The organism is Microbulbifer sp. S227A, from assembly GCF_049800935.1.
Window position 1 is genome coordinate 415,869 of the sequence record NZ_JBNAFZ010000002.1, and the last position, 13,992, is coordinate 429,860.

The window sequence follows — 13,992 nt, forward strand, 5'->3', positions numbered from 1 at the left end:
CGGCGCGCGTTATGCCAATGCGAGCGTCACCGCGGTGGCGGCGATGATGTCCGCCACCGTCGCGCCCCGGCTGAGATCACAAACCGGTTTGCGAAACCCCTGCAGGACCGGCCCGATGGCCTGTGCCCCGGCCAGTTCCTGCGCCAGCTTGTACGCGATATTGCCCGCGTCAAGATCGGGAAAGACCAGCACGTTGGCGTCGCCCCGCCCCAACCCGTCGCCCCGCCCCAGCCCGTCGCCCTGTCCCAGCCCCTTGAGCGCGGCCACCGCCGGGTTCAGCGCCGCGTCCCCCTGCACCGGGCCGACGAACCCTGTCGCCGCTGCCGCCGCGCGCACCTTGTCCACACTGTCGCCGACACCCGACGCCCCGGTGGAAAAGGACAGCAACGCCACCCGCGCCTGCCCGAGCAGCGCCTTGCCGGTGGTTTCCGAGGCCCGCGCGATCTCTGTCAGGGCCGCCGCATCCGGTGCCACGTTCAGCGCACAGTCGGCAAAGATCAACTCGCGCCCGTCCGGGAACCGCATCAGGAAAAACGACGAGGGCAGCGCCACCCCGTCCGCCAGGCCAATGGAGATCTGCGCCGCCTCGATCACCTTTTTCGACGGATTGACCGCCCCCGCCAGCATCGCATCCGCCGCCCCGGCGGCCACCATCGCCGCCGCCCGGTACAAGGGACGCGACAACATCCGGCGCGCCACGGCCTGTTTCATCCCGCGTGCCTTGACCAGAACCGCAACAAGCGCATCATTGGTGTCAGCAAGCGGAACCGGCGTGCAAATCCCCTCGGCTTGCATCCGCGCCACCGCCTCCGCTATGCGCGGGTCATGCATTTCGGGAAAGACCACCCGCGCGCGGTCTGTCCTTGCCCGTATCATGGCGCGTTCCAGTGCCGACATCCAAATCCCCGTTTTGCTCCGAAGGAGACAGCGATGACCGAGAACGTCAAGATCAACCGTGGCCTCAAAGGCGTCTATTTCGAGCGATCCGCCGTCAGCGACATCGACGGGGCGGCGGGCGAACTAAGCTATCGCGGCTATTCGATCCACGACCTTGCCACCCGGTCGAGCTTTGAAGAGGTCTGTTACCTGCTGATCCATGGCGAGCTGCCCAATGCCGGCGAACTCGCGGCATTTGACGCCAGGATGAAGGCCGCGCGCCACCTGCCGCCCGAGGTTTTCGACATCATCAGCGCCTGCAAACACGGGCACCCCATGGATGTGCTGCGCACGGCGGTTTCGGCGCTGGCCGCGCTGGAACCCGACAGCCAGCAGGTCGGCGAAGAGGCCTTTGTCGCCAACGGGCTGCGCCTGACCAGCCAGGTGCCGATGATCATTGCCGCCCATGAGGCCATCCGCAACGGCCGCGACCCTGTGGCACCGGATGCCACGCTGGGCCATGCGGCCAACTGGCTGTGGATGCTCAAGGGCGAGAAACCCAGCGAGGATGCCGCGCGGCTGGCGGATGTGGATTTCATCCTGCATGCCGAGCATGGCAGCAACGCCAGCAGCTTTGCCGCCCGCGTTACGGTCGGAACCGAGACCAACCTGCATGGCGGCATCGTCACCGCGTTGTCGACGCTGGCCGGGCCGGCGCATGGCGGAGCCGCCGAGGACGTCATGAAGATGGTGCACGAGATCGGCAAGCCCGAGAACGCCGCCGCCTATGTCAAGACCAAGCGCGGCGCGCGCGAGGCGGTCACCGGGTTCGGCCACCGGGTCTATCGCAAGGAAGATCCGCGCGCCCGTCACATGCGCGAAGGCGTGCGCAAGCTGGGCGAGGAAATGGGCGCACCTGAATGGTATGAAATCCTGCAAGCTGTGGTCGATGCGATGAAGCCCTATGCGCGGCACGGGTTGAATGTGAATGTCGATTTCTATTCCGGCGTCATCTATCAGCTGCATGGCATCCCGATGGACCTCTATGTGCCGATCTTTGCCATCGGCCGCATGCCCGGCTGGGTGATCCAGTGTATCGAACAACAGCGGGGCAATATCCTGATCCGTCCCCTGACACTCTATAACGGACCCGAGCCGCGCCCCTTCGTGCCGCTGGAGGCGCGCGGCTGATCCCGCCACCGTTCCGCAGAGCACCCCGGATGTGGAACGATATTTCCGAACTCCCACGCGATACGGAACATCTTTACCGAACCGGCCCCGCTCCCTAGGGTGTGGGAAATCAGGAAGAGACCAAATGCCTCATACCCAGCCGCCGCTCGATCTGTCGCCCCCCGTCTCTGACGAGATCCGCAAGACAACCTGTTACATGTGTGCCTGCCGATGTGGCATCAATGCGCATATCAAGGATGGCAAGGTCGCCTATATCGAAGGGAACCGCGATCACCCGGTGAACCAGGGGGTGCTCTGCGCCAAGGGCTCGGCGGGGATCATGCAACACAATGCCCCCTCGCGCCTGCGCAAGCCGCTGCGCCGGGTGGGGCCACGGGGGTCAGGCGAATTCCAGGAAATCAGCTGGGAAGAGGCGATTTCGACCGCGGTGGGCTGGCTGACGCCGCTGCACGAAACCGCGCCGCACAAGCTGGCCTTCTTTACCGGGCGTGACCAAAGCCAGTCGTTCACGAGCTTTTGGGCACAGAATTTCGGCACCCCGAACTATGCGGCCCATGGCGGGTTCTGTTCGGTCAACATGGCCACGGCGGGCATTTACACGATGGGGGGCGCGTTCTGGGAATTCGGCCAGCCCGACTGGGACCGCACCAAGCTGTTCCTGCTGTTCGGCGTCGCCGAAGACCATGACAGCAACCCGATCAAGATCGGGATCGGCAAGCTCAAGGCGCGCGGCGCGCGGGTGATCGGCGTCAACCCGATCCGCACCGGCTATAACGCGGTTGCCGATGACTGGGTCGGTATCACGCCGGGCACCGACGGGCTGCTGGTGCTGGCGCTGGTGCATTGCCTGATCAAGGCGGGCAAGATCGACCTGGACTACCTCGCCCGCTGGACCAACGCGCCGGTTCTGCTCGACAAGAAGACCGGGCTGTTCCTGCGCGACGACGATGACAAGCCACTGGTGCGCGACCGCAAGAGCGGCAAGATCACCGCCTTTGACACAGCAGGCATCTATCCCGACCTCAGCGCCACGCATGAGGGCCACCGCACCGTGTTTCAGCACCTGGCCGAACGCTATCTCTCTGCCGAACACGCGCCCGAGGCGGTGGCCGAACGCTGTGGCATCCCGGCCCCGCGCATCCGCGCGATTGCCGCCGAACTGGCCCGCGTCGCCTTTGACGAAGCATTTGAAATCGAACGGGAATGGACCGATTTTCGCGGCGAAACCCATCGCACCATGACCGGCCGCCCGGTCGCGATGCACGCCATGCGTGGTGTGTCCGCCCATGCCAACGGGTTCCAGACCTGCCGCGCCATCCACCTGTTGCAAATCCTGTTGGGCACGGTCGAGGCCCCGGGCGGCTTCCGGTTCAAACCGCCCTATCCGAAACCGGTCGAGGCCCACCCGACCCCGCATGGCCAGGGCCGCCCCGGCCGTCCGCTTGACGGGCCGCATCTGGGATTTCCGCGTGGCCCTGAGGACCTGCTGCTTGACGATCAGGGCAATGCCAAACGCATCGACAAGGCCTTTACCTGGGAAAACCCGCTCTCGGCGCATGGGCTGATGCATATGGTGATCTCCAATGCCCGCGCCGGCGATCCCTATCATATCGATACGCTGTTTCTCTACATGGCCAACATGGCGTGGAACTCCTCGATGAACACCAAGGGTGTCATCGACATGCTGACCGCGCGCAACGACGATGGCGGTTACTTTATCCCGCGCATCATCTATTCCGACGCCTATTCCAGCGAGATGGTCGCCTATGCCGATCTGATCCTGCCCGACACCACCTATCTGGAACGGCATGATTGCATCTCGCTTCTCGACCGGCCGATCTGCGAGGCCGAGGCCGCCGCCGATGCGATCCGCTGGCCGGTGGTCGAACCCGACCGCGAGGTGCGCGGCTTCCAATCGGCGCTGGTGACGCTGGCCAACCGTATCGGCCTGCCCGGCTTCGTCGAAAGCGATGGCAGCCCGAAATGGAAAGACTATGCCGACTACATGGTGCATCACGAACGCCGCCCTGGCATCGGCCCGCTGATGGGCTGGCGCGGGGATGGCTCGCAAACCGGGCGCGGAGCCCCCAATCCCGGGCAGATCGACCGCTATATCGAGAATGGCGGGTTCTGCATCCACCACATCCCGGAAGAGGCGCAGTTTTTCAAACCCTGGAACGCCGGCTATCAGGACTGGGCGGTCAAGCTCGGCCTCTATGACAGCCCGCAACCCTACCTGTTCTCGCTCTGGTCCGAACCGCTGCGCCGCTTCCAGCGCGCCGCAGAGGGCCATGGCGAACGCCAACCGCCCGAACACCTGCGCGACAGGCTCAGGCAGGTGATGGATCCGCTGCCGATCTGGTACGATACCGATCAGGCCGGCCATGAGGGTTTCCCGATCCGCGCCCTGACCCAAAGGCCGATGGCGATGTATCACAGCTGGGGCAGCCAGAACGCGTGGCTGCGCCAATTGCACGGGCACAACCCGCTCTACGTTCCGACGAAACTGTGGCAACAGCACGGCTTTGGCGAAGGCGACTGGGCGCGCGTCACCTCGGCGCACGGATCCATCGTGGTCCCGGTGGCCCATCACGGCGGGCTGAACGAGAACACGATCTGGACCTGGAACGCCATCGGCAAACGCAAGGGTGCATGGGCGCTGGCCGAGGACGCGCCCGAAGCGACACGGGGGTTCCTGCTCAACCACCTGATCCACGAGCTGCACCCACCAAGGGGCGACGGTCTGCGATGGTCCAATTCGGACCCCGTCACCGGACAGGCGGCATGGTTCGACCTGCGCGTCAGGATCGAAAAAGTGCCCGCCCCCGCCGAATGCGACCCGGCCTTCCCGCCCCTGCCCTCGCCCGTGGGACAGGGCCCCGCGGCACTCTCATGGAAGGTAGGCAAATGACCGCTCTCCCCACCAGCACCGAAAAGAAACTGGGCCTTGTCATCGATCTCGATACCTGTGTCGGCTGCCATGCCTGCGTGATCAGTTGCAAGGGATGGAACACCGAGAATTACGGCGCGCCGCTTTCGGACAACAACCCCTACGGGGCCGACCCGGCGGGCACCTTTCTCAACCGTGTCCACAGCTACGAGGTCCAACCGGAAACCGGCGCGGCGCAGCTGACCCATTTCCCGAAATCCTGCCTGCATTGCACCGACGCGCCCTGTGTCACGGTCTGCCCCACCGGGGCAAGCTACAAACGGGCCGAAGATGGCATCGTTCTGGTCAATGAAAGCGATTGCATCGGCTGCGGTCTCTGCGCCTGGGCCTGCCCCTATGGCGCGCGCGAACTCGATGCCGCCGAAGGGGTGATGAAGAAATGCACCCTCTGCGTCGACCGGATCTATAACGAGAACCTGCCCGAGGACGACCGGGTCCCGGCCTGCGTGCGCACCTGTCCCGCCGGAGCGCGGCATTTCGGCGATTTCGCCGACCCCGACAGCAACGTGTCGCGCCTGAGCGCCGAACGCGGCGGCATCGACCTGATGCCCGAACAACAGACCCGCCCGGTCAACAAATACCTGCCACCGCGCCCCAAGGATCGGCTGGACGGGCAGGTCGACACGCTCGCGCCCCTGCTGGCACCGGTCGCCGAAGAAGCCAGCGGCTTTCTCGGCTGGCTGGACAAGGCGCTTGACCGCCTGCCCGGCGCCCCCTCCAAAGACGAGGCCCGCTGATGCATCCCGCCCCCTCTGTCATCCTGTTCACCGTGATGTCCGGAGCCGGTTTCGGCCTGCTCGCCTTCCTCGGGATCGGCCTGCCGGATGTCACCGGCTGGGTCGCTTTCACCTTCTTTGCCATTGCCTACCTGCTCGCCGTGGGCGGGCTGATGGCCTCGACCTTTCACCTCGGCCACCCGGAACGCGCGATCAAGGCGTTCAGCCAATGGCGCACAAGCTGGCTGAGCCGCGAAGGATGCTGTGCCGTCCTGGCCCTCCTGGTGATGGCGGCCTACGGGGCCGGCCTGGTGTTTCTCGACACGCGATGGGCCGCCCTCGGCCTGATCGGCTCGGTCGCCAGCGTTCTCACCGTGTTCACGACCTCGATGATCTACACCCAGCTCCGCACCGTCCCACGCTGGCACACCCCCCTGACCCCCGCACTGCTGCTGTCCCTGTCCATTGCCGGCGGTGCCTTGCTGGCGGGCCAGCCGCAAGCCGCGATCACCCTGCTCCTGTTGGCCGGGCTGATCCAGGTCGCGGCCTGGATCAGGGGCGACTCCGCCCTCGCAACATCCGGCAGCACCCTCGCATCCGCCACCGGCCTTGGCACGGCGGGAACGGTCCGCGCCTTCGAACCACCCCATACCGGCAGCAACTACCTGCTGAACGAATTCGCCTATGTCGTCGGACGCAAACACAGCCTGCAACTGCGCGTGATCTCGCTCCTGCTGATGATCGCCCTGCCCGTCGTGCTGCTCCTGCTGCCCTTCAGCCACCTGTTCGCCGCGCTGGCGGTGCTGTCACATCTTGCCGGCACGGCGATCTCCCGCTGGCTGTTTTTCGCCGAGGCCGAACATGTCGTGGGCCTCTATTACGGCAAACGCACCCCCTGATCCGCGCCTTCATCTTTGTTCAAATACTCCGGGGGAGCCGCCCGCAGGGCGGTGGGGGCAGAGCCCCCTCCACCGCCAGGTCTACCCCGTGGCGCATTACAGATGCAGGAACCGGTATTTCTCGAGGATCGCAAGCAGCATTTCCTTGGCATGGGTACGATGCGCATGGTGACTGCGCTGCGCATTATCGGCATCCCCCGCCCGGATCGCCTCGAGCACAGCGCGATGGTCCTCGTTCGACTTCACCGGCACCGGGCGAAACCGCAGCGTCATCGCGCGGGCACGGCGAACCTGGTCGACCATCATCGTGGCGATGACCTGCACCCGGCTGTTGCCGCCTAGACGCACCAGCTCGGCGTGAAACCGGTCATCCGCCAGCGCCCAGGCCTCAAGATCCGCAGCCGCCAGCGCCGCGTCCATGTCATCGATCGCCCGCGACAACGCGGCCAGCTCTGGCTCGCGATATCCTTGCCGCGCCGCGTCGCCGGCGGACAGGCTCTCCAGCTCGGTCAGGACGTCATAGATTTCCCGCATGTCATCGGGTGACAGCGCGCGAATGCGCACCCCCTTGCGTGGCCGCATCTCGACCAGCCCCTGCGCCGCGAGCATCAGCGTGGCTTCGCGCACCGGGGTACGCGACATGCCCAGGCGTTCGGCCAGCTCGCTCTCGAGGTGGTCCGATCCGGCACCAAGTTCGCCCGAAAAGATCAGCCGCCGCAATTCCTCCACGGCCCGCTGGGTGTTGGACTTCTGTTTCGCGGCCCCATCCATCGGTGGTCAAATCCTCATCTTGGTCCCGGTTTCGGCCGACCGGTATATGGCATCCCGAACCCGGATCACAGTCAAGTAATCCTGGCAGTTATTCTCGATCGGGGTGCCGTGAATCAGGCCCGAAACCACATGCGCCTGCAAGGCGTGTACGCAATCGCCGCCAAAGCCGTTCCAGGTATCGGGCGGCGACACCGGGCGGCTGGCCTGCGCCCCGAAGGCCCGCAGGGAAACGCTGCCATCGCCAAACAGCGCCAGCGTACCAGCGGTGCCCTCGATCAACGCCTCGCCCATGGTGCGCCGCTGATTGTCGGCGGCATGATCGAGCAACCGGTTGCCATCGAACAACGCCCGTACACCGCCCGGATGGTCAAACAGCACAAACCCCGCATCCTCGCCCGCCAGCACCGGGTTGACGCGCCGCAGGTCGGCATAGACCGCAACCGGATCGCCGAACAGATAGCGGAACGTGTCGACCCAATGCACACCCGTTTCGTGGATCAGGAATTGCGGCATGGACTGGAAATAGGGCTGCCGGTCAAGATAGGCCCGCGCGCCCTGCCCGTCACCGGGGCGCAGCCGGAACGTCGCCTGCAGAACCGTGCCGATTTCTCCGGCATCGATCAACGTCTTGATGGCGCGATACCAGGGCATGAAGCGAAAGTTCTCGTGTATCACCACGGTCACCCCGGCCTGTTGCGCCTCGGCTGCGATCTGGCTGGCCTCGGCGTGATCCCGGCAAAACGGCTTTTGACAGATGATCGTGCGGATGCCGGCGGCCATGGCGGTGCGGATCGCGGCGGCGTGCCCGGCGGGCGGCAGGATGATGTCGAGAATATCCGGACGCGTCCGCGCGATCATCTCGTCCAGATCGTCAAAGGCGGCAAGCCCTGTCGCCGCCGCCGCCGCCAGGTTCAGATCCGCCGCCCCCACCAATTTCACCTGCGGGATTCGGGACCAAGCGTCATAGTGAAACTGGCTGAAATAGCCGGCACCCAGACAGGCCACGCGCAACGGAACCGCCATCTTCATGCCCCTTCAATACGCATGGGAGCCGCATCGACCGCCACGCGTGATCGCTTTCCGTTGGCAACCACTTGCAGGACATCATTCCTTTGGCCAAGCCAGCGGAACCTCGTGCGAATGTTCAGGACAAGCCGCATGATCCCGGGGCCGATCCCGTCACCTGCGAATATCGCCATGTCAAAACGCTGCTTCATTTGACTTGTGACCCTCTGCACTGATGTGGATTTATGGCAAGCGACAACGATCACCGCATCATTAATGCATACGCAAAAAAATTCAATAAAAACCCGCATCCAACCGATGGACAAAGGTCAGGCAACGCCCCACCAGCTGAGGGTTTGCTCGCAATGATACCGGATCGCCTCGATGGTCGCGCCGGTATCGCCCTGTTGCAGCGCGTCGATCACCGCGAGATGTTCCTGCATCGCCGAAACGATCCGCACATGCAGGAACGGACGGGCATTCTGGATGATGGCAATCCGCATGCGGTTGGCATCGTAGCTTTTTATGAGCTGGCCATTGCCAAGCCCCCGGGCCAGAAAATCATGCAAGGACAGATCGACCTCGATGGCCCGCGACGAAAGCTGCGGGTCTTTTCCGCTTCTTGCGGCGTCTTGCAGCCTGACATGCTGCGCCCGCAGGTCGTCGAGCCCCTCGATCCCGCCGCTTGCAATGCGCCGTCGCGCGCCTTCCTGGTCCAGCGCCATGCGGAAATCCAGACAATCGCGAATGACACCCGGCCGCGCCTCCATCACCTGGATGCCGCGCTTGGGCAGGGTGGATAACAGGCCATGGGCGCTGGCCTGCTTGACCGCGTCGCGAATGGCGGCAATCGGACAGTCGAGCACCTGGACAAGCTGCGCCATCGACAGGAATTGACCGGCCTGCAACTGGCCACCGCGCAGGGCGGCCCAAAGCGCCTGTTGCGCCTTGTCCGCCAGAAGATTGACCTCCCCAGATTGGTTCACCATTGACCCCCACACGCCATTCTCAATCAAAACCGTAAGCTGTTATGTGAATTACCTGATAGTCTATCAACTAATACAGCATCTAAAATGTTAGCTACAAGATCAAGCATAACATGCAAGGCAGCGGCAAACCGTCACCTGCCGGACCACAACAAGGAGGAAAGCATGGCTTTCATGGATGAACCGGGCATTGCCCATGGCGGCACGCTGGACCCGGAGGGCAACACGCTCAATCCGGTCGGCGCGGATGAAAAGACCTGGGGATGGTTCGCCATCTTCAACATCTGGGCCAATGACGTGCAATCGCTCTTTGGCTATTCGCTGGTGGCCTCGCTGTTCATCTCGTTCGGCGTCGGCGGCTGGACCGCCTTTGCGGCGCTGATCACCGCCGGGCTCTTCGTAATGTGGATGGTCAATCTCTCGGGTGCCGCGGGCGAGAAATACGGCATACCCTACCCGGTTCTGGCCCGCGCCAGCCTTGGCACACAGGGGGCCAAGCTGCCCGCGATCCTGCGCGCCACGGTTGCGGTGTTCTGGTACGGGGTACAGGTCTATTTCGCCTCGACCGCGGTGGCCCTGTTGATCCGCTCGCTTACCGGCGCGGGCGGCGGCCCCGAGATCCTCGGCCTGACCGGCATCGACTGGCTGTCCTTCGTGATCGTCTGGGGATTCCACATCGTGATCTTCTGGCGCGGCATGAGCTGGGTCGAAAGTTTTCTGAACATCGCCGGCCCGTTTGTCTACCTCGTGATGATCGGCCTTGTCGTGGTGCTCTGGCAGCGTTCGGACGGCCAGCTCCTGTCTGCCACGGCGACTATCTTCGCCAATCCCGAGGGCACACCCTGGACCGAGTTCAAGGGTTTTGTCGCCATCGTCGGCACCATGGTTGCCTATTTCGCCGCCGTCATGATCAACTTCAGCGATTTTTCACGCTATGCCAGGGACAAGCGCACCATGAAGCTGGGCAATCTCGCGGGGCTGCCGTTCAACATGATCCTGTTCTCGGCGCTGGCCCTGCTGACCACCGGCGGTGCCGCCGTGGTCTTTGGCGAGGAAATCATCAACCCCACCCAGATCGTCGAACGCACCGACAGCGTCCTGCTGGGCGTCATCGCCGCGATCACCTTTTTCGCGGCAACGGTGGGCATCAACCTCGTGGCCAATTTCATCCCGGCGGTCAACGGCATCGCCAACCTTGCGCCCGACAGGATCAGCTTTCGCAAGGCGGGCCTGATCACCTCGCTCTTTGCGCTGGTGATCGGGGGCTTCTGGACCAGCTTCATCAGCCAGTTCGGGATCAGCGGCTTTGTGAACACGCTGGGGGCCGTGCTCGCCCCGATCTTCGGCATCATGATCGTCGACTATTACCTGCACCGCAAGGAACAGCTGAACCCGGCGGATCTCTATGACATGGAGGGTGGCCTCTATCACTATGACAACGGCTGGAACGGTGCGGCGGTCAAGGCCTTTGGCATCGCGGCGGTATTCTCGGTGGCAACCGTCTGGGTTCCGTGGTTCGCCATCCTGTCCGGCTTCAACTGGGTGATCGGCGCGATACTGGGCGGTGTGATCTACGACGCCATCGCCAGGGACCGCGTCAGGGTCTGACACCTTGCCCGATCTGAATATGATGTGGCCGCGCATGTCGCGGCCACATTCATTTGCGGGAATACCGCCGCATGAGCGCAGGCAAGGATGTGATTTCACGTGGATTTCGGGCCACAACCATGCCAGCTTTGATGCAAACGCATTGCCCGCCCGTGATCGCCGGTCCGGGATCCGTCGCCACGACCGGCAACCGCGCAATGCGCCAGAACACCATCAGACGGGCCGGCGCGGCCGACGCCGGCCCGTCAGCGCAATCCAGATCGCCCGGAGTCCATGATGACCGATCGCCCCGAGAACCAGAATGACGAAGTCTATGGCTCGAACCTGCTGTCGCAGACGCTGCCAAAGTCCGAGTTCCCGTCCACCGAAAACGATCCAGGCCGGGTCTATGCCGCCGTTCGCGACGAATTGATGCTGGATGGCAACTCGCGCCAGAACCTCGCGACCTTTTGCCAGACATGGGAAGAGCCGGAAATCCACAAGCTGATGGATGCCTGCATCGACAAGAACATGATCGACAAGGACGAATACCCCCAGACCGCCGAGATCGAAGCGCGGTGTGTGCGCATGCTGGCCGATCTTTGGCACGCGCCAGCCGGAAGCGCGACCGGGTGCTCGACGACGGGATCCAGCGAGGCGGCCATGCTGGGCGGGTTGGCGATGAAACGCCGCTGGGAAGCCAGGCGCAAAGCCGAAGGGAAACCGACCGACAAGCCCAACCTCGTAACCGGGCCGGTGCAGGTTTGCTGGCACAAGTTCACCCGCTATTGGGATGTCGAACACCGCGAGATCCCGATGGAAAACGGCCGCCTGCTGATGACACCGCAAGAGGCGCTGAACTATTGCGACGAGAACACCATCGGCGTGGTGCCCACGCTCGGCGTGACCTTTACCGGCGAGTACGAACCGGTCAAGGCGGTCAGCGATGCGCTCGATCAGCTGCAGAACGACACCGGGCTCGACATCCCGATCCATGTGGACGGGGCCAGCGGCGGCTTTCTCGCGCCGTTCTGCGCGCCGGACCTGGAATGGGATTTCCGCCTGCCCCGCGTGCGCTCGATCAACGCGTCGGGGCACAAGTTCGGCCTGGCCCCGCTGGGTGTCGGCTGGGTGATGTGGCGCGAGGAACTCGACCTGCCCGAGAACATGATTTTCTGGGTCAACTACCTGGGCGGCAACATGAAAGACATCGCTCTGAATTTCTCGCGCCCGGGCGGTCAGATTGCCTGCCAGTACTACAACTTCCTGCGTCTGGGTCGGGAAGGGTATGAAAAGGTGCACGGCGCCTGCTACGATTCCGCCAGGTTCCTGGCAGATGAGATCCGTTCCATGGGGCCGTTCGAGATCGTGTTTGACGGCGACCGTCGCAGGGGCATCCCGGCCGTATCATGGAAGATGAAAGAGGGCATCGATCACGGCTTCAGCCTGTTTGACCTCGCCGACCGCCTGCGCGTGCGGGGATGGCAGGTGCCGGCCTATACCCTGCCTGCAAATTGCGAGGATCAGGCGATCCAGCGGATCCTTGTTCGCAACGGCGTCAGCCGGGATCTCTGCGCCTTGCTGGTCGGCGACATGAAGGCAGCGCTCGGCCATCTGGACAGGCATCCGGCGCAGGTTCCGCTGGGTCGCGAGGACGCGTCCGGGTTCCATCACTGACACCTCATGTGGATCGTGCCCAGTTTGCGCTTGAAACCACCCGTTCGGCTCCAAACGCGATGGGTTGCGCTCGGATGCCCCGTGACCTTGACAGGCGCACGCCCCCCCCGGCACCCCGCGTATGGCCCGGAGGCAGGATGGCGGACCCGTTAACCGGCCCTTAACCGTGAAGTCAGCTTTGCTTTGACCCCGACCTCATGATCATGGCCTACTCCGGCGGATGTAGTCTGTGGAGAGTCCCAATGTTGATGTTGGCTGGATTGCTGGGCTTGCTCGCCGTCGGCGGCGCGGCCGTTGCGGTTGATATGTCTGCCGAAACCGATACCGACATCGATGATGCCGCGGAACCGGAAACCGAGGATATGGCCACGGGCGAAGCCGAGGTTGAAATCGTGCCGCTCAACCAAATCTTGTCCGGCGGCGCGGCCCCGGAACAGATCGATGGCGATGCCGGCCACGACCAGATAAACGGGTATGGCGGTGCGGATGTGATCCATGGTGGCGCGGGCAACGATACGCTGCACGGTGCGGCTGGTGACGATGCCCTTTCCGGCGGCGACGGCAAGGATACGCTGCATGGCGGCGACGGGCAGGATCTGCTGAACGGTGAAATGGGCGATGACCTGCTGTTTGGCCATGGCGGCGATGACATGCTGCTGGGCGGCGGCGGCGCGGACGGGCTGCAGGGTGGCGATGGCGACGATACGCTGCACGGCAATTCGGGCGACGACGCCTTGCATGGCGGCATGGGCGACGATGTTCTGACCGGCGGTGACGGCAAGGATACCCTGCAAGGCGGTGCTGGCAACGATATTCTGTTGGGGATCGATGCCGAAGATGGCGAGCTGCGGGATGACGAGACCAAGGATTATCTCAATGGCGGCGATGGCGATGACACTCTGATCGGCGGTCGCGACGATGTACTGTCCGGTGGAAACGGGGCGGACCGGTTCGTTCTGGATGCCAGCCAACCCGCTCAAGAGGACGGCGATGAAGACGATCCCGGAGCGATCCGGGTCACGGATTACGATGCTGACGAGGACCAGATACTGGTGATGTCAGACCTGGAACAGAATCCCGAGCCACATATCGAGGTGATCGCGGACGAAGACACTCCTGGGCTCAGCCATATCTGGGTCGATGGCACCGAAGTTGCCAGCGTGATGGGCGGCAGCACCCTGACCGCCCAAGATATCGTCATCATGGATCACGGCACCGGTGCCGCCCTGGGCCTGGGCAACGCCTGATCCGGCACGGCATCGCGAAACCCTTTGCCTTTGGCGGAAAATGCGCCTATACGCGCCCATCCCCGACGACTCGCGTGCTTTGCGGTC

The 13,992-nt window shown here is 63.9% G+C and carries 11 protein-coding genes; 7 read left to right on the forward strand and 4 right to left on the reverse strand.

The window, feature by feature from the left end; all coding sequences use genetic code 11:
• Positions 1 to 9 precede the first annotated feature (9 nt).
• Positions 10 to 897 carry a phosphate acyltransferase gene (locus tag ACP15R_RS06855; RefSeq protein ID WP_424985648.1) on the reverse strand — a complete coding sequence of 296 codons (888 nt, stop codon included), beginning with the start codon at positions 895 to 897 and terminating at the stop codon, positions 10 to 12.
• 33 nt (positions 898 to 930) lie between these two features.
• On the opposite strand from ACP15R_RS06855, the gene ACP15R_RS06860 reads away from it, so the two are divergent.
• The 4 genes from ACP15R_RS06860 (at position 931) to ACP15R_RS06875 (ending at position 6,632) form a co-directional block, all read left to right on the forward strand.
• Positions 931 to 2,067, forward strand: coding sequence for a citrate/2-methylcitrate synthase (locus ACP15R_RS06860; protein WP_424985649.1), 1,137 nt, complete (start codon positions 931 to 933; stop codon positions 2,065 to 2,067).
• Between the two features lie 124 nt (positions 2,068 to 2,191).
• Entirely contained in the window at positions 2,192 to 4,978 is a 2,787-nt protein-coding gene (locus tag ACP15R_RS06865) for a molybdopterin oxidoreductase family protein (protein WP_424985650.1), read from the forward strand.
• Entirely contained in the window at positions 4,975 to 5,754 is a 780-nt protein-coding gene (locus ACP15R_RS06870; RefSeq protein WP_424985651.1) for a 4Fe-4S dicluster domain-containing protein, read from the forward strand. Before ACP15R_RS06865 ends, ACP15R_RS06870 begins: the two co-directional genes overlap by 4 nt.
• Positions 5,754 to 6,632 carry a dimethyl sulfoxide reductase anchor subunit family protein gene (locus tag ACP15R_RS06875; RefSeq protein ID WP_424985652.1) on the forward strand — a complete coding sequence of 293 codons (879 nt, stop codon included), beginning with the start codon at positions 5,754 to 5,756 and terminating at the stop codon, positions 6,630 to 6,632. Before ACP15R_RS06870 ends, ACP15R_RS06875 begins: the two co-directional genes overlap by 1 nt.
• 96 nt (positions 6,633 to 6,728) lie before the next feature.
• Here the strand turns inward: ACP15R_RS06875 and ACP15R_RS06880 are convergent, their stop codons facing one another.
• The 3 genes from ACP15R_RS06880 to ACP15R_RS06890 all read right to left on the reverse strand — a co-directional run bounded on the left by ACP15R_RS06880 (position 6,729) and on the right by ACP15R_RS06890 (position 9,394).
• Complete coding sequence (locus ACP15R_RS06880) at positions 6,729 to 7,403, reverse strand: GntR family transcriptional regulator (RefSeq protein ID WP_424985653.1); 675 nt, start codon at positions 7,401 to 7,403, stop codon at positions 6,729 to 6,731.
• 6 nt (positions 7,404 to 7,409) lie between these two features.
• Positions 7,410 to 8,426: a Gfo/Idh/MocA family protein gene (locus ACP15R_RS06885; RefSeq protein ID WP_424985654.1), complete on the reverse strand. Its 1,017-nt coding sequence runs from the start codon at positions 8,424 to 8,426 to the stop codon at positions 7,410 to 7,412.
• A gap of 311 nt (positions 8,427 to 8,737) precedes the next feature.
• The gene (locus ACP15R_RS06890) at positions 8,738 to 9,394 is read right to left on the reverse strand and encodes a GntR family transcriptional regulator (RefSeq protein ID WP_424985655.1); all 657 of its coding nucleotides are present in this window, start codon (positions 9,392 to 9,394) and stop codon (positions 8,738 to 8,740) included.
• Positions 9,395 to 9,559: 165 nt separating this feature from the next.
• Between ACP15R_RS06890 and ACP15R_RS06895 the strand changes: the two genes are divergently transcribed.
• The 3 genes from ACP15R_RS06895 (at position 9,560) to ACP15R_RS06905 (ending at position 13,905) form a co-directional block, all read left to right on the forward strand.
• The gene (locus ACP15R_RS06895) at positions 9,560 to 11,002 is read left to right on the forward strand and encodes an NCS1 family nucleobase:cation symporter-1 (RefSeq protein WP_424985656.1); all 1,443 of its coding nucleotides are present in this window, start codon (positions 9,560 to 9,562) and stop codon (positions 11,000 to 11,002) included.
• A gap of 276 nt (positions 11,003 to 11,278) precedes the next feature.
• Positions 11,279 to 12,658: a glutamate decarboxylase gene (locus tag ACP15R_RS06900; RefSeq protein ID WP_424985657.1), complete on the forward strand. Its 1,380-nt coding sequence runs from the start codon at positions 11,279 to 11,281 to the stop codon at positions 12,656 to 12,658.
• A 242-nt stretch (positions 12,659 to 12,900) separates the two neighbouring features.
• Positions 12,901 to 13,905, forward strand: coding sequence for a calcium-binding protein (locus tag ACP15R_RS06905; protein ID WP_424985658.1), 1,005 nt, complete (start codon positions 12,901 to 12,903; stop codon positions 13,903 to 13,905).
• Positions 13,906 to 13,992: the final 87 nt, after the last annotated feature.